This window comes from Serratia grimesii NBRC 13537, assembly GCF_001590905.1.
Classification (GTDB): Bacteria; Pseudomonadota; Gammaproteobacteria; order Enterobacterales; family Enterobacteriaceae; genus Serratia; species Serratia grimesii.
Genome location: NZ_BCTT01000017.1, coordinates 57,962 through 80,782, shown reverse-complemented (window position 1 = coordinate 80,782; position 22,821 = coordinate 57,962). Strand labels below are relative to the sequence as shown.

19 protein-coding genes and 1 tRNA gene are annotated in these 22,821 nt (G+C 49.0%); 9 read left to right on the top strand and 11 right to left on the bottom strand.

Annotated features, from left to right (window positions below; all coding sequences use genetic code 11):
- Nucleotides 1-29 precede the first annotated feature (29 nt).
- Both SGR01S_RS20380 and SGR01S_RS20375 read right to left on the bottom strand, forming a co-directional pair.
- On the bottom strand, nt 30-1,295 hold the full coding sequence (locus SGR01S_RS20380) for an MFS transporter (protein ID WP_037418344.1): 1,266 nt from the start codon (nt 1,293-1,295) through the stop codon (nt 30-32).
- Between the two features lie 613 nt (nt 1,296-1,908).
- Nucleotides 1,909-2,847: a LysR family transcriptional regulator gene (locus SGR01S_RS20375; RefSeq protein ID WP_061808462.1), complete on the bottom strand. Its 939-nt coding sequence runs from the start codon at nt 2,845-2,847 to the stop codon at nt 1,909-1,911.
- Between the two features lie 147 nt (nt 2,848-2,994).
- Here SGR01S_RS20375 and SGR01S_RS20370 point away from each other — a divergent pair, with 147 nt between their 5' ends.
- Nucleotides 2,995-3,384, top strand: coding sequence for a tautomerase family protein (locus SGR01S_RS20370; protein WP_037418342.1), 390 nt, complete (start codon nt 2,995-2,997; stop codon nt 3,382-3,384).
- A 42-nt stretch (nt 3,385-3,426) separates the two neighbouring features.
- Here the strand turns inward: SGR01S_RS20370 and SGR01S_RS20365 are convergent, their stop codons facing one another.
- Nucleotides 3,427-5,193, bottom strand: a complete 1,767-nt coding sequence (locus SGR01S_RS20365; protein WP_061808461.1) for an ABCB family ABC transporter ATP-binding protein/permease — start codon at nt 5,191-5,193, stop codon at nt 3,427-3,429.
- 213 nt (nt 5,194-5,406) lie between these two features.
- On the opposite strand from SGR01S_RS20365, the gene SGR01S_RS20360 reads away from it, so the two are divergent.
- From SGR01S_RS20360 to cbpM, 3 genes are all read left to right on the top strand, one after another.
- Complete coding sequence (locus SGR01S_RS20360; protein ID WP_037418340.1) at nt 5,407-5,976, top strand: HdeD family acid-resistance protein; 570 nt, start codon at nt 5,407-5,409, stop codon at nt 5,974-5,976.
- Between the two features lie 165 nt (nt 5,977-6,141).
- A complete protein-coding gene (gene cbpA, locus SGR01S_RS20355) occupies nt 6,142-7,077 on the top strand; it encodes a curved DNA-binding protein (RefSeq protein WP_037418338.1) in 936 nt (311 codons plus the stop codon).
- The gene (gene cbpM, locus SGR01S_RS20350) at nt 7,070-7,375 is read left to right on the top strand and encodes a chaperone modulator CbpM (protein WP_037418335.1); all 306 of its coding nucleotides are present in this window, start codon (nt 7,070-7,072) and stop codon (nt 7,373-7,375) included. The genes cbpA and cbpM overlap by 8 nt, the downstream gene beginning before the upstream one ends.
- Nucleotides 7,376-8,366: 991 nt before the next feature.
- Here cbpM and SGR01S_RS20345 read toward each other — a convergent pair.
- The gene (locus tag SGR01S_RS20345) at nt 8,367-9,707 is read right to left on the bottom strand and encodes an anaerobic C4-dicarboxylate transporter (RefSeq protein ID WP_061808427.1); all 1,341 of its coding nucleotides are present in this window, start codon (nt 9,705-9,707) and stop codon (nt 8,367-8,369) included.
- Between the two features lie 577 nt (nt 9,708-10,284).
- On the opposite strand from SGR01S_RS20345, the gene SGR01S_RS24575 reads away from it, so the two are divergent.
- The gene (locus tag SGR01S_RS24575; RefSeq protein WP_255212243.1) at nt 10,285-10,413 is read left to right on the top strand and encodes a hypothetical protein; all 129 of its coding nucleotides are present in this window, start codon (nt 10,285-10,287) and stop codon (nt 10,411-10,413) included.
- A 93-nt stretch (nt 10,414-10,506) separates the two neighbouring features.
- Here the strand turns inward: SGR01S_RS24575 and SGR01S_RS20340 are convergent, their stop codons facing one another.
- Nucleotides 10,507-11,448: an AraC family transcriptional regulator gene (locus SGR01S_RS20340; protein ID WP_061808426.1), complete on the bottom strand. Its 942-nt coding sequence runs from the start codon at nt 11,446-11,448 to the stop codon at nt 10,507-10,509.
- Nucleotides 11,449-11,609: 161 nt separating this feature from the next.
- Between SGR01S_RS20340 and SGR01S_RS20335 the strand changes: the two genes are divergently transcribed.
- Nucleotides 11,610-12,443 (top strand): oxidoreductase, encoded by an 834-nt coding sequence (locus tag SGR01S_RS20335; RefSeq protein WP_061808425.1) that lies wholly within the window; start codon nt 11,610-11,612, stop codon nt 12,441-12,443.
- A gap of 141 nt (nt 12,444-12,584) precedes the next feature.
- On the opposite strand, the gene SGR01S_RS20330 is transcribed toward SGR01S_RS20335, so the two are convergent.
- A complete protein-coding gene (locus SGR01S_RS20330) occupies nt 12,585-13,034 on the bottom strand; it encodes a GNAT family N-acetyltransferase (RefSeq protein WP_061808424.1) in 450 nt (149 codons plus the stop codon).
- A gap of 282 nt (nt 13,035-13,316) precedes the next feature.
- On the opposite strand from SGR01S_RS20330, the gene SGR01S_RS20325 reads away from it, so the two are divergent.
- Nucleotides 13,317-13,895 carry a 2OG-Fe dioxygenase family protein gene (locus SGR01S_RS20325; protein ID WP_115185226.1) on the top strand — a complete coding sequence of 193 codons (579 nt, stop codon included), beginning with the start codon at nt 13,317-13,319 and terminating at the stop codon, nt 13,893-13,895.
- On the top strand, nt 13,892-15,121 hold the full coding sequence (locus SGR01S_RS20320) for a cysteine desulfurase-like protein (protein WP_037418320.1): 1,230 nt from the start codon (nt 13,892-13,894) through the stop codon (nt 15,119-15,121). Before SGR01S_RS20325 ends, SGR01S_RS20320 begins: the two co-directional genes overlap by 4 nt.
- A gap of 184 nt (nt 15,122-15,305) precedes the next feature.
- Here SGR01S_RS20320 and SGR01S_RS20315 read toward each other — a convergent pair whose 3' ends face one another.
- Nucleotides 15,306-16,130: an inositol monophosphatase family protein gene (locus SGR01S_RS20315; RefSeq protein ID WP_061808422.1), complete on the bottom strand. Its 825-nt coding sequence runs from the start codon at nt 16,128-16,130 to the stop codon at nt 15,306-15,308.
- Between the two features lie 454 nt (nt 16,131-16,584).
- Here SGR01S_RS20315 and SGR01S_RS20310 point away from each other — a divergent pair, with 454 nt between their 5' ends.
- The gene (locus SGR01S_RS20310) at nt 16,585-17,754 is read left to right on the top strand and encodes an MFS transporter (protein ID WP_061808421.1); all 1,170 of its coding nucleotides are present in this window, start codon (nt 16,585-16,587) and stop codon (nt 17,752-17,754) included.
- A gap of 233 nt (nt 17,755-17,987) precedes the next feature.
- On the opposite strand, the gene SGR01S_RS20305 is transcribed toward SGR01S_RS20310, so the two are convergent.
- From SGR01S_RS20305 to recJ, 4 genes are all read right to left on the bottom strand, one after another.
- Nucleotides 17,988-18,061 (bottom strand) — tRNA-Gly (locus SGR01S_RS20305).
- 232 nt (nt 18,062-18,293) lie between these two features.
- Complete coding sequence (gene lysS, locus SGR01S_RS20300; protein ID WP_061808420.1) at nt 18,294-19,811, bottom strand: lysine--tRNA ligase; 1,518 nt, start codon at nt 19,809-19,811, stop codon at nt 18,294-18,296.
- 9 nt (nt 19,812-19,820) lie between these two features.
- A protein-coding gene (prfB, locus tag SGR01S_RS20295) for a peptide chain release factor 2 (protein ID WP_115185178.1) occupies nt 19,821-20,919 on the bottom strand; the annotation gives its coding sequence in 2 pieces (ribosomal slippage) (nt 19,821-20,843 and nt 20,845-20,919; 1,098 coding nt in all).
- Between the two features lie 166 nt (nt 20,920-21,085).
- Nucleotides 21,086-22,819 carry a single-stranded-DNA-specific exonuclease RecJ gene (recJ, locus tag SGR01S_RS20290; RefSeq protein WP_061808419.1) on the bottom strand — a complete coding sequence of 578 codons (1,734 nt, stop codon included), beginning with the start codon at nt 22,817-22,819 and terminating at the stop codon, nt 21,086-21,088.
- Between the last annotated feature and the right edge of the window lie 2 nt (nt 22,820-22,821).

Here is a 22,821-nt window from a genome sequence, read left to right as displayed (position 1 = left end):
CCTTGAGTACATAGGGGTAAAAAACCGTTTCAGACGTCGGCGATACCCTGACTTTTCAACGTTTTTCGGCTAACCACTGCGGGGGCCGTTTCATCGAGAAAACAACTTAATACCACGGCACAAGCAGCCCCAATGGCTGCCAGCCACATCACACTGACCAAGCCGTAACGATCGGCGATAAAACCTGCGGTAAAAGGTGCCAGGCAGCCACCAATGACTTCACCAATGCCCATCACCAGTCCCAGCGCAGTGGCGATGCGGGCCTTCGATACGGTTTCCGAAGGAATTGTCGCCATAAACAATGTGAAACATCCCAAACCGGTATAAGACAGAAACACCAACCCGCCCAAAAGCCACAGGTTATCGACGTAACTCAGAAACAGTGGGCAGCAAATCGCCAGCAGTGAGAAAAAAATCAATGTCGGCTTACGACCGATGCGATCTGAAATTGCCGGTACCGCAACCCCCCAGAAAACCCACGCCACACCTATAGCGCTCATGATGCCGCCCATTGACCGCTCGCTGAAGCCACGAGCGGTCACCAAAAAGCTCGGCGTAAAGGTAATAATGACCATAAACCAGGTGACGAATACGCAAGAAATCAGGATGCAAAGCACCACATTTTTAATTTTGAATAGCTCAGTGTAAGCGGCCTTTTCCGACTGATTCTTTGCTGTTGGTTCCACAGCAAAAGACGGATTCTTTTTGCCATCAACATATTTATAAATTAACCAGGCCAAAATAATCCCCGGTAAGGCTGTCAGATGGAAAGCCATGCTCCATCCCCACTTTTGTGCCAAGTAAATAATAAGTGGTGGCGCAATAATGCCCCCCAATAACCCTGGTGCGGCGCCTTGAATCAAGCCCATATTGAATCCACGCCGTTGTGGTTGCGACTTTTCCACCATTAATGACTGTGCAATCGGCAATACAGGCCCTTCAGCAATCCCCATCAACGCGCGGAATATCAGCAACATGGCGAAACCATTGACCCACCCCGACAAGGCAGAAAATAGAGAAAACACCACAATAGAGGCAATGAGCATGGGTTTACGGATATTAAAACGGTCGGCAATTGCCCCTAATCCTGCCCCCGACAATGCCCAGGTTAGCGCCAAGACGGCAGACAAGGTGCCAAGATGCACATTACTCAGTTGCAAATCGGCAGCTATCATGGGGAATAAGAAAGATATGGTTAAACGATCAACAAAAACGCAGCCAAAAACGAAAAAGAGAATCACCAGTAATCTGTTTTCCTCATTTACTGCCGAACCATATCCCGCCGATTTTTTCATAGTGTGATCTGCCTGTTAGTAAGCTCATCAATGACGATATCCTTGTTCACAACCCCTGGATGACAAGCCAAATTAGCGAGCCTTTCATTTCACCAGGATGTTATTAACATGTTAACGATTTAAATTTATCGTAAGCGAACAGGCTGTCAACTGGGCCGTAGCGGTCACCAGGAAATCTTGACATCGGGTACATTACAGGTGGGTTATTATTAACACTGCTTATTTTACTGCGCTGTTATTTATATATTAACTTCTTTCGCCAGGTACTCTTTACGCCATCGAATTGCTTTAATTCGTCGTTTTCATAAATATATTAACGTTTCACATGTTAGATTTATTTATTATTGCATTTAACATATCGATATTTTGAAGCATTTTTATCCATTGAATTTATGCCATTTATCCAGAAATAACGTTACTTATTAACTCCATTGGGGAAGTCACTCTCTGACAATTACATTAACGCGACTGAATCGTAAAAATACGTGTAGCGTGATGTGAATCACAGCAATACACCAGACCACCCTGCTTTGAATAACGATCGGGACGGTTTATCGCGCCCTATAAATATTCAACCATCCGCAAAACCGCAAATCGTGGTTAGATTATCAACCTAGGAAAAGCCGTCGGCAAAAACACCACGCAAATAGTGACTGAACTCCGTCACCACGCGCGAAACCTGGGGCGCATAGGGCCTTACGACATAAAGACTGTCAGCAAAGGAATCGACCGGCCGCCAATCCGGCAGTACTTCGATCAACCTTCCGTCTGCAAGCGCCTGCTGTGCACTGAAGTCAGGCAGCAAGGCAATCCCCAAGCCTTCAGTAGCCGCATCCCTTATCGATTCACTATTATTGGTCGCAAACGGGCCACTGACAGGCACGTGAACCTTTTCCTCGTTGCCTTGTTGCATATGTTTGGTGACAAAACTCCAGCCGGGCTGTTCACCCTGACGAGGGTAGTAAAGGCATTGATGTTCTTGCAGATCGCTCGGCGATAGCGGCATCCCATGACGTTTCACATAGTCTGCCGACGCCACCGCCAGTGTTTCAGTCCGGCAAAGCCGCCAAGCGACATGTGTTTCGGGCAGGTTATCACTGTGGCGGATAGCCAAATCAAACCCTTCGGTGGTTAATGACACCAGCCGATCAGAAACCTCAAGCTGCACCCGCACCTCTGGATTCGCACGCAGAAAACCGGTAATACGCGGTACCAGTTGCTGGCGAGAAAATGCCACGGGCGCTGTCACGCGTACAGTGCCACGCAGCGGCCCGCCTGAATCACAAATACCAGAGAAACTCTGCTTTATTTGCGCAAAAGGCTGACGCAACTCCTCCACCAACCTCAATCCCGCCTCGGTCAGTCTGACACTGCGCGTGGTGCGCTGTACCAATGGCACCCCGGCTAACGTTTCGATCTCTTTAATTTTTTGGCTCATTGCGGCTTTGCTGACATCCAGCCGCTCTGCCGCACGTGTAAAGCTCCCCTGTTCAGCCAACACGGTGAGCCAGTGCAAATGGGTCCACAAGGTATCTATTCTGGGATTTTTCATCATGACTGTTCATTTATATAAACAATGAATTCAAGTATAGCGCTTCTTCCCACACGGGAGCATGGCTAAGATGGAACCTAAAAGGCGATGACAAAACGCTGCCCTGCACATCCATGAAATCATTAACTCACTGACAGGATTATGAAAATGCCATTACTTATCTTTGACGTTATCGAGGGTCGCAACGAAGCCGAACTGAAAACGCTGCTCGACGCAGCCCATCGTGCAGTACTCAGCGCCTTTAAGGTGCCGCAGCGTGATCGCTACCAGATTGTTCATGAAAACAAAGCGCACCATATGGTGATAGAAGACACTGGCCTTGATCTGATCCGCACTCGCAATCTGGTGGTCGTTCGGGTGATTACCAGCCCGCGGCCTGAAGAACAGAAACAGCAATTTTATGCTGAACTCAGCCGTGAGTTACAGGAAAGCTGCGGGATTGAAGGCAGTGATTTGATGGTGTCGATTATCACTAACGGTAAAGGTGACTGGAGTTTCGGTAACGGCGTGGCACAGTACCTGACCGGCGATCTTTAACCGCGTGACTCCCCAGGTGGGACCGCCTGGGGATGTGTATCGTCAGGACGGCTGTTCGTCGTTATATTGGTTTTGCCACATGGCAGCATAGCGGCCATTGCTGGCCAGCAAGGCCTCATGCCGTCCACGCTCCACGATTTCCCCCGCCTCTAACACGATAATTTCATCAGCATCGACGACCGTTGACAGGCGGTGCGCAATAACCAACGTCGTATGATCACGGCTCACCTCGCGCAAGTGGGACTGAATTTCGCGTTCGGTCTGGGTATCCAGTGCACTGGTTGCCTCATCAAACACCAGAATCGCCGGGTTTTTCAGGATAGTGCGTGCAATCGCCACCCGCTGCTTTTCACCACCCGACAGCTTAAGCCCACGCTCGCCCACGCGGGTTTCATACCCGTCAGGCAGACTGACGATAAAGTCGTGAATATGCGCTAACCTGGCTGCCCGTTCGATCTCTTCCTGGCTTGAGCCCGTTTTACCATACCCGATGTTGTAGCCCAGAGTATCGTTGAATAGTACAGTGTCCTGCGGCACGATACCAATCGCCCCACGCAGGCTGGCCTGCTTCAAACTGCGGATATCCTGACCGTCAATCGAGATAGTCCCGCTGTTCACATCATAGAAGCGAAACAGTAACCGGGACAGCGTAGACTTGCCGGCACCCGAGGCTCCCACGACGGCTACCGTGTTGCCCGCCGGAATGGTAAAGCTGACATTTTTCAGAATGGGTCGGCGCGCATCATAGCCAAAACTGACCGAATCAAAGCACACTTCACCGGCATTCAATTGCAGCGCCACCGCATCTGGCTTATCGACAATTTCCTGCTCTTCCTGTAGCAAATCGAACATGTTTTCCATGTCGATCAACGCCTGCCTGACTTCAGCATAAATAAAGCCGAAGAAATTGAGCGGCTGGTAGAGTTGTAATAGATAGGCATTCACCAACACAAAGTCACCGACCGTCATCCGCCCCTGTACGATGCCCTGCGCTGCCATCGCCATCATCACGATCAACCCGATAGAGATAATGGCGGTTTGCCCGAGGTTGAGGGCGGTAAAACTGAACTGGTTCTTAATCGCGGCATATTCATACAAGCGGCGTGACATGTTGAAACGGTCAGCCTCAAAGTCTTCGTTACCGAAGTATTTAACCGTCTCATAATTCAACAGGCTGTCGATAGATTTGGTATTGGCGTCAGCATTGGCTTGGTTGAGTTCGCGTCTAAAGCGAGTACGCCAACTGACCGCCATCACGGTGAACAGAATATAGCAGCCGACCGTTGCTAAAATTGCCAGAGCAAACCAGCCGTTTAACAGATGCCACATAATCACCGACACCAGGGTGATTTCGAACAGGATGGGGAAAATAGAAAATAACAGCCGTGAAAGTACCGTCGCAACGGCCTGAGTACCACGCTCAATCGATAAAGATAACCCACCAGTCTGGCGCTCCAGATGGAAGCGTAGGCTCAGCGCATGTAATTGCCTAAACACACGCAGCCCTAACAACCGGGTAGCATTCTGGCTGACGTGCACAAACATCACGTTGCGCAGTTCTTCAAATAACGCCGCACCGACGCGCGCAACGCCATAAGCCAGGATCAAACCAATGGGTATCGCCAGCATTTTGGCAGTTTCACCGCTCAAAGCGTCGATCATAGCTTTGTACGCCAGCGGCACTAACGTCGTACTTACCTTAGATATCACCATGAAAATAAAGGCGATAACCAAGTAGTAACGTAACTTCGGGTTATCTTTGGGCCAGAGATAAGGCAGCAAAAATTTCAGTAAGCGGGAGCGGTCTATCATTGGGTATCTATTATCTCAGTCAACATAGCCGCATTGGCTTTTATCTATTCTGGCACGTCTGCCATGAAAAACCTTATGTAATCCACCTGCACAGCTCTTTTGGATACCGACAAAAAATACGCCGCATCGAAGCATCATCCCCAAAGTGGAGTGTTCCACTATAATAGTCAGTGAAACTGTACAGGACATTCAAAACAAGGGAGTTATATCATGCTAAATATGGGCCATCGTCATTCGTTGATTATCGACGAACAGAGCTTAAAGAAACAACGCACCCCGCTGTTAATCATCTCAATATTGTTGCTATTGGGCGGTCTTTTCTGTCTGTTCAGCCCCTTTGCCTCCGGCGCGGCAATCAGCATGGTCGTGGGCATTTTCTTGCTGCTGAGCGGCGTCGCGCTTATTTTCGGTATGATTGCCAACCGAGTGCAAAATACCTGGCCAATGATCGGCGGTATTCTGCTCGGGGTGGCTTACCTTATTATCGGCTATGTATTTATCACCAACCCTGCAGTCGGCATTTTCGCCATGGCGGTTTATCTCGCGGTCTTGTTTGCACTGGGAGGGATTGTACGCCTGGTCGCCGGATATAAACTGCGCGATGTTCCAGGAAGCTGGTTGCAATTTGTGATTGGTATTTTGGATTTGGCCATTGCCTGGCTGTTGTTCAGCGCTGACCCAATGACATCCGTGGTGCTGGTGACCACCATCGTTGGTATCGAAATGCTGTTCAGCTCGTTCAGCTTATTCCAGGTTGCCCGTCAGCTGAAACGCGCATGACCTATCAGCGGAGCTACCCCGCTCCGCTTTCTCTGACATTTGGCTGCCAGGCCACACAATTAGGCCGGTACTTCGGCAGCCAACTGCCCTACTATAAGTAAAGTTTCACCCAATGCAGGCTCAACGATTTCCCCTGACGAAAAATTGAAGTGAGATGATAACGCTATGGAATTCAAGGACTACTATGCCATTTTAGGGGTTAAGCCGTCAGACGATCTTAAGGCAATCAAAACCGCCTATCGCCGGCTGGCGCGAAAGTATCACCCCGACGTCAGCACCGAATCAGATGCCGAAGAACAATTCAAACAGGTCGCCGAAGCCTATGAAGTTCTGAAAGACGACGAACGACGCGCTGAATACGATCAACTTCTGCAACACCGTAACGACCCCAACTTTGGCCGCCAGACGCAACATAGTCATGGCAATGCCCATAGTGCTGAAGATTTTTCCGATATCTTTTCCTCTATGTTCGGTGAACATGCACGTGCTCAGCAACATCGCCAAAGGCGCCAAGGCATGCGCGGCCAAGATATTGAAATGGAAGTCGCCATCTTCCTGGAAGAAACACAAGCGGAGCAAACCCGTACTATTCGCTATAGCCTGCCGGTGTATAACGCTTTCGGCATGGTAGAGCAGGAAATTCCTAAAACCCTTAATGTGAAAATTCCCGCCGGCGTTGGCGATGGTGAGCGTATTCGCCTGAAGGGCCAGGGTGCGCCAGGCACTGACGGCGGCGCTAACGGTGATCTCTACCTGATTATCCGCATTGCTCCCCATCCGCTGTTCGACATTGTCGGCCACAACCTTGAGATCGTTCTGCCAGTAACGCCTTGGGAAGCGGCGTTAGGTGCCAAGGTCCCCGTACCGACCCTGAAAGACAGTATTCTGTTGACCATCCCTGCCGGGAGCCAAACCGGACAGCGTTTACGCATCAAGGGAAAAGGCCTGGTCGGAAAAAAAGAAACCGGGGATTTATACGCAGTGATCAAAGTCATGATGCCACCAAAACCGGACGAGAAAAGCGCTGCACTGTGGCAACAGCTGGCAGAAGCGCAGAAGACCTTTGATCCACGTAAAGAGTGGAGTAAGCAAAATGGCTAACGTAAAAGTAACTTTCACCATTACCGAGTTTTGCCTGCATACCGGCGTTTCACAAGATGAACTCACGGAAATCGTGGGGTTAGGCATGATTCAACCGCGTGATCTCACAACTGAAGAGTGGATCTTCGACGATCGCGCACTGATCACTTTCCATCGTGCCGAGCAATTGCATCGCGAGCTGGCGCTCGACTGGCCCGGTATTGCGGTTACGCTGACACTGTTGGAAGAGATCGAACATTTACGTAAAGAGAACAACCAGTTGCATCAACGGCTGGCGCGGTTTATCACCAAGCCCTGATGTGGTGAAACAGCCCATTGCACCTGCAATGGGCTGCCTCAGACACCAACAGCTTACATCTGCGAAACATATCGCTCCCCAATGGCCCTCTCACTTCCACCGTCATCATTTTGCCTCACTAAGGAAACAGAAAAACGGCCCTACGACTGCCCCCTTCCGCACAGAAAACCAGCATAATAAATACCATCGGAACAGATACTATTGATAAAAAAATATGTACTCAGCGACGCTTAACTGATGATTACTATAGATACTGTTAATAAAGACATGTCATTAAAAACATGTTATTAAAAACAGTATTGACACCCATTCGAAAACAAGTAGATTAGTAATCATCAGCAGCGAAACAATAGCTTGCTGTTAATAGTGAAAGTATTAAAGTTAAGTTGATAAAGTTATTTTTGCGATAAAGGCCACGAAGTGATTTTTGTATGGGCCATTAATGTAGAGAAAACAATACTCACATTTTATGACGCTTTAAGGCCACGTAGTCAGTATCTACAATCGCAGGGTGTGAACCAAAACGCGATGATGTAAGGCCATGTTTTTATTGTTGTTTGTTTGCGATCATTTTTCGAGTTAGTGCAACAGGATCGCAACGGAAGTGAGGCCACGCATCAAAGAGTCTATATCGCGAGGGGAGATGTACTTGTTTAATATGCCAAATCTTCGAGTATTGAGATTGGCGAGAATCTAAACTGGTAAATAGAGGGAGGATTGAGTTAACCCAATATTATCTGTGTTAAACGTGTACATTTAACGATAGAACCTTAGCAGTAAGAAATTAGTAAGTTTATTAATGTTAAATTTGAAGTCAATAGTACCATAAAAGCCCTGGCAGCAATTGTCAGGGCTTTTATCTTTTATATCGATACACCAATCACATGGCGATGAAGGCCGTACCCTGAGCAGAGAACACCCCGTGCCCTCACCCCACGATCTCATCGACCGTGAGGTTCTCCCCACATAACCAATCGCTGCGACAGATCCGTTATAGGAACCCGTATGCAGCAGCCAAGACCCACCCCATTACGCACGATACAGACACCCCGATGAGGCCTACCATGATGAAACTGTGGTTAATCACAAACCGTCCGATATTTGTCGTTCCCGAACGGTCGAACTGAATGGCGGCCAGATCGCTTGGGTAGGTCGGTAAAATGTAGTAACCATAACAAGCCGGTGCAGAAGCAACGATGTAAGCAGGATCAACACCGATGGCCAGTGCTACAGGAACAATCGCAGCAAGTGCAGCAGCCTGCGAATTAACAAACTTGGAAACGATAAGTAAAACGATGGCATAGGCCCAAGGATATTCTTTGACGATGGTGCCCAGCACCGACTCAATTTCTTTCAAATGGGCGCCAAACATTGTTTCTGCCATCCAGGCGATACCATAAACAGCCACTATGGCAATCATCCCTGAACGGAAAACCTCGTTTTTAGAGATAGTCGCGGGGTTTGTTTTAGTAGCAATAATGATTACTGCACCTGAACACAACATAAACATCTGGATAACCAACACCATAGAGAGTGGTTTTCCATTAATTAATGGACGCAGTTCAGAGAAAGCACCTAATAGCGCGACAATAACGATGGTAGCCAAGAAAATCCACATCGCCACCCAGTTACTGGTCGGGAGCTTTTTATCCAATAAGGTTGCTGTATCACCGTATACGTATTTGTAGTTTTCCGGATCAGAAATGAAGCTCTGGAATTTCTCATCTTTATCCAGATCTTTACCCCGGAACCAACTGAAGATACCAATAGCAAGAATGCCGCACAGGGTAGATGGTATCGTAATCGCCAGTAGATCAAGGAACTCCAGATGTTTACCATTAAAGGTAAAATTGCCCAACATGGCAACCAGCGATACAACGGCCACTGACACCGGGCTGGCAATAATCCCCATCTGCGCACCAATAGAACTGGCAGCCATCGGCCTTTCCGGGCGAATGTTGTTCTTGATTGCCACGTCATAGATGATGGGCAATATCGTGTATACCACGTGCCCTGTACCACAGAGAATGGTCAAAATGCAGGTAACAAACGGCGCAACAATGGAGACATACTTAGGGTTACGTCGCAGTAAACGCTCTGCAATTTGCAACATCACATCAAGTCCCCCTGATGCTTGTAGCGTCGCTGACGCAGCCACCACGGCGATGATAACCAGCATCACATCAACCGGTGGTTTCCCTGGGGGCAAATGAAAAACGAAAACCAGTATGATTAATCCAATACCGCCGAGTAACCCCAGTGCAATCCCACCCTTTCTGGCTCCGTAAAAGAGGCAGATCAGTATGACAATAAGTTGAATCGTAAATAACATGTGAACCTCATTTTATTGTTAAGATGATTAATAATTCACTTCTTTTCATTTTCATTGAGGGATTAGGATCACAGATAGTTAGTTTTTATAATTAAAAAAGCCCAACAAAATCAGGTGGAAACAAGATTGTTTTAATAAGGTTATCATTATGTTTACCATGTAAAAGAACGGATACAAAAACCTATACCACTCTGTAAAAACACATCAGCATCAGGCCCGATAAAAATATTAATGCGACGTAATGTCGGTGATTAAATAAATAATTAAAACGACATCTGGCATGCATCATCAACACAATAATTTAAAAAATAGACAGCATTAATTTAACAGGTGCGATCACTCGGTGTGAACGAACATGGAGAAAAAGGTTTTCAATCTATTGAGACAAAAAGCACTACATTGATAATGCAACGATAATTATCGCAGCCTTATGTCGACATCTACCCTCGACTAGACCATTTTATCGTCACCCACTATTAGGATTTTTACCCAAAAAAGCAGATTCGATTCAATCACGTTAAGAATTATCTTAAAATAAATGCGAAGTGTTTATGGATGTAGGATCCCAAGGAATAGGATGAATAATAAGGATCGTAAACCCGGTTATCAGGTTGAGTATGGTGAGGAGTGGAAACCGGAAAAAACCTCTAAATGGTTTTGGGTCGTGATAATCAGCATCATCGGTATTCTGATCGCAATATCGTGAACGTTATACACTCACCGTACAAAGCGATGTCCGACCATAACGTCATAGATAAGATGTTAGCGAAAATAAGCATGGCGGATACTCAGAAGCTGATCAGTGGGAAGAAATAAAATCAGAAGGCGTAACCGGCGCAGGCAATGAAAAATTCTGTTTCATTCGCGCCACTTCACTGATCGGCGTTAGCCCGAACAAACGTTTAAATTCACGACTGAATTGCGAAACACTTTCATACCCAACCCGTGCACTTGCCGCTGAAGCGGTGAGGTTATTGCGCAGCATCAGCAATCTGGCCTGATGCAGTCGCGTGGATTTAAGGTACTGCATGGGCGACGTTTCCGTAATGGTTTTAAAGTGACTATGAAACGTGGCCAGGCTCATGCCCGCCTCTTTCGCCAATGCATTCACATCCAGATACGAGTCATACTCCGCATGCAACTTGCGCAACGCTTTTGCCACTTTCCCAAATTGCCCCTGCAAGGTCAGTGCACTGCGTAGCGTCTGTCCCTGTACGCCCGTCAGAACACGGTAATAGATTTCCCGCACCATTGCCTGCCCTAATATTTCCGCATCCAGCGGTGAAGCCATTATCTGCAAGAAACGTAAAACTGAATGGCTCATGGCATCATCCATCGGACTCGACACCATACTGCGTGGCGGTACACTGGCACTCTGCCCACGATCGGCAAGGTGCAACAGCAGATCAGCTGCGACAGTGAAGTCCAATCGCATATAAATTGCCAGCATAGGCTCTAAAGCGCTGGCATCCGTTTCCATCGTAAACGGCACCGGAATTGAGACCATCAGATAATGTTGCGCATCATATAAATAGACATCATTTCCCAAAAAACCGCGCTTTCTTCCCTGCACGACAATGACGATCCCCGGCTCATATAATACTGGCGTGCGCATCAACGGACGATTGGAACGCAAAAAACGCACGTCAGCCAACGCCGTGAGATTATAGCCTTCATGCGGTGTCAGCCTATCCAAGAGCTCGACCATCTGGTCGGTAACGACAGAAGAAGAGATTGTCATACACACCTATAAAGAGATGCAGAGGGTGATTTAAGTGTGACACTCAGTGTCGGGACCGTCCAGAGCGCTCAGAGGAATAGGCAAACATCACAGAGGATCATGTCTACGGATTTTGTCCTGCCCGCCCTATGCTGCTTATCCCCCCTACTGAGGATAATGTCATGCACACATCAAAATTATTTTTTATCACCGGTGTCAGCAGCGGATTTGGCCGTGCGCTGGCAGAAGAAGCACTGAAAGCGGGTCACCGCGTGGTGGGAACACTGCGCAATCAGCAAGACAAGGATGAATTCGACGCTTTGGCACCAGGCCGTTGTTTCGGTCGTATTCTTGATGTCACAAATTTTACCGCAGTTGGGCCGCTGGTTGATGCCGTAGAACAAGAGATTGGCGCCATTGACGTGCTGGTAAATAATGCCGGTTATGGTCATGAAGGGATTATGGAAGAATCCCCCATGAGTGACGCCATCCACCAATTTGAAGTCAACGTGTTTGGTGCAGTGGCCGTCATTAAGGCTTTCCTGCCCTATTTCCGCGCACGTCGCGCCGGCCATATTCTCAATATCACCTCAATGGGTGGATTCATTACCTTACCGGGGATCAGCTACTATTGTGGCAGTAAATTCGCCTTGCAAGGTATATCCGAAACCCTGACCAAAGAGCTTAAACCCTTTAATATTGCAGTCACCGCTATTCAACCGGGCTCTTTCCGGACGGACTGGGCCGGGCGTTCAATGGTTCGCTCGCCACGCAGCATCAGTGATTACGATCAGAGTTTTGCGCCGATTCGTGAGACACGTGAGAAACGCAGTGGCTATCAACCTGGTAATCCGGTTAAGGCCGCCAGAGTCATTCTGCAACTCCTCGATAGCCCTGCGCCACCGGCATCATTACTGCTTGGCAGCGACGCCGTTATGTATGTCAGAGAAAAACTGCATCAGATGAATACCGATATCGATGCCTGGGAAGATGTCAGTCGCTCAACCGATGGATAACACCGCGATTCCCTACCTTATGAGAGCAACGTTGGTATCACTGCCGGTATCGCCGGCAGTAGGTACTAACTTGGTTGATTGATACTGCGGACGTCATCCGCGGCTCGTACGAGCGGTTTGAGGACACCTGATGGCAGAGCGCTAGATGCTTAGGCTGTAGTAATGTTCATCTTTGTCTATTTTGCCGGTAAAGGTGAACCCGAAAGTGAGATACATCTTTTTCGCGACCCGGTTGTGCTCATCAATCATCAGCGTTATCTGCTTTACGCCACTCTTTCTGAAGTAGCTCAGCATTGCCTCGAAGGAAGCGCGCCCCAGCCCCTGACCGATAAATTTGTGGTCGAGCATATAGCGACAGATCTCAACCTCGGCCAGTTGGTGCTCCCAGCGCTTGTACAGAAAAAAACCGATTAACTCCCCGTCACGGTATAACGCTCTGGGGTGGCATTCAGGAAAATAAGCCGCCTCAGAAATGGAAATCGCATTGCAGCAAATAAACGCCTCAAATAGCGTACCGACACCATCTTTATTCGACGTCAGCTCACAGACATCAAAAACATTTTCACGATCTATCTCGCGTATCTCAATCATATGACCGTCTCAAATTTATCATTTTGTGAAGCTGAGCAAGCCACTCTGCCCCCACTCTTCCCTGATTATACCCATCTTGTGTTCACCGCTGTTTACAGCTGCAACAGTACGGCCACGATCAGCACCGACTAAAAATTGCGCTAGCTATAGTGTCGACTACAATTCAATCGAAATACCTCCCTACAAAAACAAGATTGATTCATATTAGAGGTGATTATGTTGCAGAAACACGAAAACGTAATAAGTATGACTATGCTTAGCCATCAAGCCACCCGACAATTAATGCCTTCGTTTTCCACATTGCCCCACACAACACACGCGGACGGCAAGTACCGCTTACGGCGCTACTCCGTAGTCAAGCATGCCAATGGCCAGGTGAGCGAGATTGGGCCACGCAATTTCGTTCAGTCTGATGAGATCAACCATTTCCAGGGTAACGTTGTACGCCACTTCGAGCCGATTGACAGTGCCGTGCTGCAAAGCGCCGGGATGGAGGAAATGTGCAATCTGTTCGCAGAGAGCAACGATCTACCAGAAGGTGCCGAGATTGAAATTCATCAGATGCGTGTTGTTGCCATTCATAAGGAAACGCAGGTGGCACCGGAAGGTATTCATCAGGATGGTTTTGATCATATCGCGATGATTGCTATCCACAGGCAGAATATTGTCGGCGGCGAAATCATGCTATACGCCGATAGTCACCAGCCCCCGTTCTTCAAAAAAGTCCTGGCAGATGGCGAAGCCGTTTTACTGGCGGACAGCAAACTATGGCATAACGCTACGCCGATCAGCGCTATTGTCCCGGACGAAGACGGATATCTTGATCTCTTTGTCCTGACAGCGCGGGGAGAAAAAGCATGACCTTTACGCCCGAACTCGCCCGAGCCCAGTTTAGTGCGCTATCCCAGCGTCATAATGATAAGCCCGTGATCTTTTTCGATGGGCCGGGAGGTTCCCAGGTTTCGCAAACCGTGCTGGAAAAAATGACGGATTATCTGGGGAAATATAACGCCAATCTGGGCGGGCACTATTTCTCCAGCCATAAGACAACCGAGGTGATGAACCAGGCGCGAGAATCAGTACGCGCTTTTTTAAATGCGCCCTCGCCTGACAATATCGTTTTTGGCATGAACATGACCTCGCTGACGTTTCACCTCAGCCGCATCATTAGCCGTAATTGGCAAGCCGGTGATGAAATTATCGTCACTGCGTTAGATCACTACGCCAACGTCTCTAGCTGGCAGCAGGCTGCCGCTGACAAACAGGTCATCGTGCATCAAATACCGCTGGAGAGCGCGGATTGTTCGTTGAACGCTGCCCGGCTGTGTGAACGCATCACCGCCAAGACTAGGCTGGTTGCGGTCAGCTATGCGTCCAACGTGACCGGCAGCATCGCCGACATTAAAACCATCACCGAAGCCGCCCACCGTGTCGGCGCGCAGGTTTATGTCGACGCAGTGCACTACGCCCCGCATAACCTGATCGATGTGCAAGCGCTTGGCTGTGACTTTTTAGTCTGTTCCGCCTATAAATTCTTCGGCCCGCATATCGGCATGGCCTATATCGCACCGCAGTGGTTGCAGCACCTACAACCGTATAAAGTCGAGCCGGCTACCGACATCGGGCCTGGACGTTTTGAAACGGGGACACAGAGCTTCGAAGGGCTCGCCGGTGTGACGGCAGCCATTGACTACCTGGCACAATGGGGCACGTCGGGCGCGCCACTAAGGCAACGTTTACAGGAAAGCTTTGCCGGTTATCACCAACATGAAGAGAGTTTGTGCCGGTATTTTTTGCAGCGCTTACAACACATAGACACTATCCAACTCTATGGTTCACCTTTCGCTGATACCCAACGCCGCACGCCGACCTTTGCGTTAACCTTCAAGGAACACGCCCCGGAACAGGTTGCTCGCCGCTTAGGCCAACATAATATCTGCGTCGGCAGCGGGCACTTCTATGCTCTGGGTTTAATTCAACAGTTGGGGCTGCAGGACAGCGGCGGCGTGCTGCGCGTCGGGATGATGCATTACAATACTCAGCAAGAAATTGACATGCTGTTTGAAGTGCTCGCTAGCGCAGGGTAACGGAGAATCGCACACAAAGAGACTTCTGGGTTATAAGTACCTGAATATCCTAAATCCAGAAAATCAACGTATTGTCATCACAAGCCCCTGGAAACAGGGGCTTTTACGACGAGATGGATGCGTATAAAGGCTCAGGGCACTTACTGCACAGCACCTGCTGACCAAATATAAACCGAGTGGCTCATCATAAGGGCGTTAATAATTTAACCAGCGATTTGGCTAAATGTTCGCTTTTGGCGGTTAATAAATTACCGCTTTTTAATATCCCACGCTGATTGCCATTCAGATCCATAACGGTTAACCCCGCCTCTCTGGCACAGATAATGATAGCTGCGCTATCCCAAGGTTTCATTATCGTATCAATAGCCGCATCTGACGCCCCATTTAACACTGAGACGTGTTGAATACAATCGGCAGAGAATTTAAACAGCTTTGCTCTGTCGAGAACAGAAATAAGACTCCATGGCGTATCGCCATTTTCAATCCATGTAGAGGTACCATGCATCCCTGAAGCGGTTATGGTCGCTTGCTCTACACACATTGGTGCTGTTTGAACAGGCTTACTCAACAGCTGCCTACCATTATTTTTGCCAGAATGTATAAAACAGCCAAGGTCCTTTCCTGCATACACCAACGTATTTATTGCTGGAAGACCAATTGAACCCAGTATTGGCTCACCGTTTTGGATTAAAGCAATAAGGGACCCGTATACTGGCATACCTAATTTGTACCATGTAGTGCCATCAATGGGATCTATCAACCAGTATAATTGGCAATCATCAGCAATATCACAACCTAACTCTTCGCCATAAACAGGAATGTCAGGCGTCAGCGCCTGTAAACTATCCCTGATATATTTTTCAGTTTCAATATCGGCTTCACTAACAATGCTTAAGTCTTTTTTTTCAAAAAACGTCACTTCATTTTTTCTGCCTTCTATGATAGCGAAGGAAGATAACGCAATCTGTTTAACTCCCTGCAATAAACTACTTAATTCTATTTCGCTCATTGTTAATATCCGCATCAATCACACTAAATTTCAAGATAAAAGAATACCCCACAGATCTTATAACATCATCGCTGCTGAAACCTCAGGGCATGTCACATCAATCAGTTAATTTTAACAGATGTCCCGACGATGTCCTCAGCCGTGGGATTGAACATGACACAAAAACACGCCCATACAGGCGTCAAAAAGCCCTATAGCCGCCTATGCGGCAGGTATATATAAAGCACCTTTAATTTGAAACTATAATAATTGATATTATTTTTATTAAAAATATATTGGCAATGAATTAAAAAAACCTTGATTTATCTATAAATTCAAATCATGCTCATCGTCATTGAGCATGAAATACCAAAGGAAAAATATTTCAGGTGCAACAAGTAATAATATTTAGCAGTCGGTTGTTATTAGTTAAGTGTTTTTATCTTTTATGATCTGAACTCTGCAGGAAGCTCGTATGTTCAAATACCTCGCATGTTGCTTTATGTTAGTACTCATTTATCCCTTGGGAGTGGACTTATATCTTGTTGGCTTACCCGATATTGCCAAAGACTTAAATGCCACTGCCGTAGACCTTCATACTGCTTTTTCTATTTATTTGGCCGGCATGGCATCGACCATGATTATCGCAGGACTTGTCTCTGACCGATTTGGCCGGAAGCCCATCGCATTATTAGGTGCATTAATTTTTGTTTGTGCTTCATATGGTGCCGCATTGACTGTTTCTGCCGAGCAATTTCTTTTTGCGCGGTTCTGGCAAGGTGTCGGCGCCGGCTTCTGCTATGTTGTTACCTTTGCCATTCTGAGGGATACTCTGGATGACGATAAACGCTCAAAAGTGTTATCAGTGATTAATGGTATTACCTGCATCGTTCCTGTTATTGCGCCAGTTCTTGGCTATTTACTATTAATGAGGTTTGAATGGCCAAGCCTCTTCACCGGCATGGCTATCTTCGCAGGAATTTCATGCTTAGTTTGCATATTCTGGCTTGATGAAACGTACCATAATAATAAAGAGACACATCCAAATAGAGAAATAAGCGACAATGAAAGTTTACTCTCACCATTATTCATCAGCCGCTTATTCATTACCTGTTTGTCTATCACAGCAATATTGACCTATGTAAATACCTCGCCAATCATCTTAATGAGTCAAATGGGGTTATCTACGGGACAGTATTCAATATCGATGACCGGACTGGCTAGTTTTAGCATGATTACTTCATTTTTAACGCCCTACCTCCTGTCAAAACTTGGGCAAAAAACGGTTCTCCTGTTATCACAGATTCTATTTTTATCCTGCGCAATTATATTTGCACTCACACAAACGCTGGGCCTAAATGCGTATTTAAACCTCGTAGGGTTCGCTATGATAGGTGTTGGTTTTGCTATGGGGTTCGGGATACTGATGAGCCAAGCCTTGAACCCGTTTAAGCAAAATGCCGGCTTGGCAAGTTCCGTGCTTGCCATTTGCCAGATCGCGTTCTCTGCCGGTTATATCTGGATAATGGGGATGCTCGGTGTAAGCGCAGTGAATATGCTGATTATCCTGCTGCTGTTTTCCAGCATCGCTAACACCATCGTGCTGGTCTCTGTGCCCAATCAGCGGGAATGTCTTCAGGAATAACCCCCCCTGCCAGGCAAACGGCACCTATCCAAGTAACCAAAAACGCCTTCATAGCAGTATGAAGGCGAAAAAATACCAAACCGCAAGACGGACGGTCTTTCCCACAATGCTGTTGTCGGCATATACACGTTCAAATACGTCGTGACTTGTGATGTGTTAGCGAAAGGTACTTAAGGAACAGTTTGGTTTGGTTTGGTTTGGTTTGGTTTGGTTTGGTTTGGAACAGATTGGATTGGAGCGGGTGAAGGGAATCGAACCCTCGTATGCAGCTTGGGAAGCTGCCGTTCTACCATTGAACTACACCCGCATCGGTGTGCGGCTGTCATTATAACCGGTTATCCCCGCTGGGCAAGCGGAGATAACGTGTAACTGCTGATGTTTTAGGCAGTTAGCTATCGCTTTCCTCTCTGCTGACCCATCAGACAAAAAAAAACCGGCACAGTGACCTGTGCCGGTTGATATGAATACCCTTTCTCTTTCAAGCCACAGGGGCGTTGGTTATGCCTTCCTGCGGTTGGAAGTTTCTTCGGTATGTGATCTTATTTCTGCGGGCGCATTGCCGGGAACAGGATCACATCACGAATAGTATGGCTGTTGGTGAACAGCATGACCATACGGTCGATACCGATACCCAGACCTGCGGTCGGTGGCAGACCGTGTTCCAGTGCAGTCACGTAGTCTTCGTCGTAGAACATCGCTTCGTCATCGCCAGCGTCTTTCGCATTAGCCTGGTCAGCAAAGCGCTGTGCCTGGTCTTCTGCATCATTCAGCTCGGAGAAGCCGTTACCGATTTCGCGACCACCGATGAAGAACTCGAAGCGGTCAGTGATCTCTGGGTTAACGTCGTTGCGGCGCGCCAGTGGAGATACTTCCGCCGGATATTCAGTAATGAAGGTCGGCTGAATCAGATGACTTTCGGCCACTTCTTCGAAGATCTCGGTCACTACACGGCCCAGACCCCAGCTCTTCTCAATCTTGATACCGATGGATTCAGCGATCGCAACCGCTTTATCCATATCAGCCAGATCGGCCAGATCGGTTTCAGGACGATACTTTTTGATCGCCTCGGTCATGGTCAGCTTCACAAACGGCTTGCCGAAATCGAACACTTCATCACCGTACTGCACCTGAGTATTGCCCAGTACGTTCTGGGTCAGGGTGCGGAACAGTGACTCGGTCAGTTCAATCAGGTCTTTGTAATCCGCGTAAGCCATATAGAGTTCCATCATGGTGAACTCTGGGTTATGACGCGGAGAAACGCCTTCGTTACGGAAGTTACGGTTGATTTCGAACACACGCTCGAACCCACCAACGACCAGACGCTTCAGGTACAGCTCTGGGGCAATACGCAGGTACATATCAATGTCCAGCGCATTGTGGTGAGTCACGAATGGACGCGCGGAAGCCCCACCCGGAATCACCTGCATCATTGGTGTTTCGACTTCCATGAAGCCGCGTTCTACCATGAAGTTACGCATTGCCGCCATGATCTGAGAACGCACTTTAAAAGTCTTGCGCGATTCTTCGTTAGCGATCAAATCCAGGTAGCGCTGACGATAACGGGTTTCCTGATCCGCCAGACCGTGGAACTTGTCCGGCAACGGGCGCAGAGCCTTGGTCAGCAGACGCAGTTCGGTACAGTGGATAGACAATTCGCCGGTCTTGGTTTTGAACAGCTTACCGCGTGCACCCAGGATGTCACCCAGGTCCCACTTCTTGAATTCTTCGTTATAAACGCCTTCCGCCAGATCGTCGCGCGCAACGTACAGCTGAATACGGCCGCCAACGTCCTGCAGCGTAACAAATGACGCTTTACCCATGATACGGCGGGTCATCATACGGCCGGCAACGGTGACTTCTACACCCAGCGCTTCCAGCTCTTCATTGTCTTTATCGCCGTATGCAGCGTGCAGCTTGTCGGACGTGGTGTCACGACGGAAATCATTCGGGAACGCAATACCGTTCTCGCGCAGCGCGGCCAATTTCTCACGGCGTGACTGCAACTCGTTATTGAGATCCAGCGCCTGATCGGCGCCTTGTGGTTGTTGCTCAGACATTTCTGTTCCTTATAACCCGGCTTTCAAACTTGCCTCAATGAATTTATCCAGGTCGCCATCTAATACGGCCTGCGTGTTGCGCGTTTCAACGTTAGTGCGCAAATCCTTGATACGGGAGTCATCCAGCACGTAAGAGCGGATTTGGCTGCCCCAACCGATATCGGACTTGTTGTCTTCCATCATCTGTTTATCAGCATTTTTCTTTTGCATCTCAAACTCGTACAGCTTGGCTCGCAGCTGTTTAAACGCTTGATCCTTGTTCTTATGCTGAGAACGGTCGTTCTGGCACTGCACTACGATGTTGGTCGGTAAGTGGGTAATACGCACCGCCGACTCAGTTTTGTTCACGTGCTGACCACCCGCACCCGAGGCGCGGTAAACGTCGATACGCAGGTCCGCCGGGTTGATATCGATATCAATATCATCGTCCACTTCCGGGTAGATAAACACCGAACTGAACGAAGTATGACGACGACCGCCGGAGTCGAATGGGCTCTTGCGCACCAGGCGATGTACGCCGGTTTCAGTACGCAACCAGCCAAACGCGTAGTCGCCGATGATCTTGATGGTGGCGGATTTCAGCCCAGCCACATCGCCGTCGGACTCTTCAATGACTTCGGTCTTGAAGCCTTTGGCTTCGGCCCAGCGCAGGTACATGCGCAGCAACATGCTCGCCCAGTCCTGTGCCTCTGTACCGCCGGAACCGGCCTGGATATCCAGGTAGCAATCAGCACTGTCGTATTCACCAGAGAACATACGACGAAATTCTAATTGCTCCAGCTTGGCAGACAGTTGATCAAGCTCAACGACCGCTTCGTTAAAGGTTTCTTCATCGTCGGCTTCAATCGCCAATTCCAATAGGCCAGTGACGTCTTCGCCGCCCTGTACCAGTTGGTCAATGGTTTCAACGATGGCTTCGAGCGCAGCGCGCTCTTTACCCAGCGCCTGTGCGCGCTCAGGTTCGTTCCAAACGTCAGGCTGTTCCAGTTCTGCGTTGACTTCTTCTAGGCGTTCTTTCTTGGCATCATAGTCAAAGATACCCCCTAAGAACGGCAGTCCGCGCGGACAGGTCCTGAATTCGGTTTTTTACCGGGTTAATTTCAAACATGTTTTTAGCGTTCTTTTTCGTTGATGGCGTCGATGGCGAAATGCCATTAGAACCGGTAATTCTAGCGGATCCAGCCGTCAGTTTATAGCGAGTTGGTTAGTTTTTGTGGGGGAAGAAAACATGCCGGGGTTTGGCAGAGCAAACCCCGGATTAGGACCGCCGTATATTAACGTGGCCAGAGGTGTTGGATCAGTAACTGCACGTTGCGGTTACCGCGGAACTCGTTAACGTCCAGTTTGTATGCCAGTTCCACTTCACGCACGCTGCTGTCGGGCCACAGAGTGGTATCTACATTGAAAGCGATGCCGTCCAACAGCGGGCCGCCACCGAGCGGTTCCACCATCAGCTTCAGGTGTTTCTCACCCACCAGCCGCTGCTGTAAAATACGGAATGTTCCGTCAAACGTCGGCTCAGGGAATGCTTGTCCCCAGGGCCCGCCTTCCCGCAACAGTTCAGCCGTTTCCAATGAGAGTTCCTGCTGCGCCAATTCGCCGTCAGACCAAATTACCCCTTCCAGCATCGCCGGATCGAGCCATTCGCCCACCAGTTCGCCAAAGCGCTGGCGAAACTCGTCGAATTTTGCCTCTTCCAGCGACAGGCCAGCGGCCATCGCATGGCCACCAAACTTCATCATCAATCCCGGATTCAGCGTATCCAGCCGTTCCAGCGCATCACGCATGTGCAAACCGGCTATCGAACGCCCGGAGCCTTTCAGTATGCCATCGCCTGCAGGCGCAAATGCGATCACCGGTCGGTGGAAACGTTCTTTAATACGCGACGCCAGAATACCCACGACCCCCTGATGCCACTCAGGGTGATACATTGCCAACCCATACGGCAACGTGGTGCTGCTGCGTTCAAGCTCGTCACACAGTTGCAGCGCTTCAACCTGCATACCCTGTTCAATCTCACGTCGCGTCAGATTGAGCGCATCAAGATCATTGGCCAGCATACGTGCCTGCGCAATGTCATCGCTCAGCAATAACGCTACACCGATCGACATATCATCCAATCGTCCGGCAGCATTGAGGCGCGGCCCCAGCGCAAAGCCGAGATCGTTAGCCGCCAATTGACGCGCGTCGCGATTAGCCACTTCCAACAGTGCCCGGATGCCAGGCCGACACTTGCCGGCGCGAATACGGTTCAGGCCCTGATACACCAAAATGCGGTTGTTTGCGTCGAGCGGTACCACGTCAGCAACCGTACCGAGCGCCACCAGATCCAACAGCTCAGCCAAATTCGGCATCGCCAGTGCACGTTGTTCAAACCAGCCACTTTCACGTAGCCGTGCACGCAGTGCCAGCATCAAATAGAAAGCCACACCGACCCCCGCCAAAGACTTGGACGGGAATGCGCAGCCACGTAGGTTAGGGTTGACGATCGCTTCCGCCGCCGGCAGGGTTTCCCCTGGCAGGTGGTGATCTGTCACCAGCACCTGCATGCCCTTGGCGTGTGCCACATCGACGCCCGCATGAGAAGAGATGCCGTTATCCACGGTCAAGATCAATTCCGCACCACGTGCATCCGCCTGCTCCACGACTTCAGGGCTCAGGCCGTAGCCATCTTCGAAACGGTTCGGTACCAGGTAGTCGACCGCACTGCCACCCATACTGCGTAATGCCAGCACTGTCAGCGCGGTACTGGTGGCACCATCAGCATCGAAATCGCCTACCACCATGATGCGGCGATGATCAGCCAGCGCCTGCTGCAGAATGCCAACAGCGTCATCAATGCCATCCAACTGCTGCCAGGGCAGCATACCTTTCACGCTGCGCTCCAACTCCTGCTCGGCCTGAACGCCGCGCAGCGCATATAAACGGCGCAGCAGCGGGTGCAGGCTGGCAGGCAAATGGCTATCGTCCGTCACCGCACGGCGGCGTAGTTGTGTTTTGATGCTCACCG

Bases quoted from the DNA above. Each gene is read 5' to 3' on its own strand.
- SGR01S_RS20380 (WP_037418344.1), bottom strand. From the start codon at position 1,295: ATGAAAAAATCGGCGGGATATGGTTCGGCAGTAAATGAGGAAAACAGA.
- SGR01S_RS20375 (WP_061808462.1), bottom strand. From the start codon at position 2,847: ATGAAAAATCCCAGAATAGATACCTTGTGGACCCATTTGCACTGGCTC.
- SGR01S_RS20370 (WP_037418342.1), top strand. From the start codon at position 2,995: ATGCCATTACTTATCTTTGACGTTATCGAGGGTCGCAACGAAGCCGAA.
- SGR01S_RS20360 (WP_037418340.1), top strand. From the start codon at position 5,407: ATGCTAAATATGGGCCATCGTCATTCGTTGATTATCGACGAACAGAGC.
- cbpA (WP_037418338.1), top strand. From the start codon at position 6,142: ATGGAATTCAAGGACTACTATGCCATTTTAGGGGTTAAGCCGTCAGAC.
- cbpM (WP_037418335.1), top strand. From the start codon at position 7,070: ATGGCTAACGTAAAAGTAACTTTCACCATTACCGAGTTTTGCCTGCAT.
- SGR01S_RS20345 (WP_061808427.1), bottom strand. From the start codon at position 9,707: ATGTTATTTACGATTCAACTTATTGTCATACTGATCTGCCTCTTTTAC.
- SGR01S_RS24575 (WP_255212243.1), top strand. From the start codon at position 10,285: ATGAATAATAAGGATCGTAAACCCGGTTATCAGGTTGAGTATGGTGAG.
- SGR01S_RS20340 (WP_061808426.1), bottom strand. From the start codon at position 11,448: ATGACAATCTCTTCTTCTGTCGTTACCGACCAGATGGTCGAGCTCTTG.
- SGR01S_RS20335 (WP_061808425.1), top strand. From the start codon at position 11,610: ATGCACACATCAAAATTATTTTTTATCACCGGTGTCAGCAGCGGATTT.
- SGR01S_RS20330 (WP_061808424.1), bottom strand. From the start codon at position 13,034: ATGATTGAGATACGCGAGATAGATCGTGAAAATGTTTTTGATGTCTGT.
- SGR01S_RS20325 (WP_115185226.1), top strand. From the start codon at position 13,317: ATGCCTTCGTTTTCCACATTGCCCCACACAACACACGCGGACGGCAAG.
- SGR01S_RS20320 (WP_037418320.1), top strand. From the start codon at position 13,892: ATGACCTTTACGCCCGAACTCGCCCGAGCCCAGTTTAGTGCGCTATCC.
- SGR01S_RS20315 (WP_061808422.1), bottom strand. From the start codon at position 16,130: ATGAGCGAAATAGAATTAAGTAGTTTATTGCAGGGAGTTAAACAGATT.
- SGR01S_RS20310 (WP_061808421.1), top strand. From the start codon at position 16,585: ATGTTCAAATACCTCGCATGTTGCTTTATGTTAGTACTCATTTATCCC.
- lysS (WP_061808420.1), bottom strand. From the start codon at position 19,811: ATGTCTGAGCAACAACCACAAGGCGCCGATCAGGCGCTGGATCTCAAT.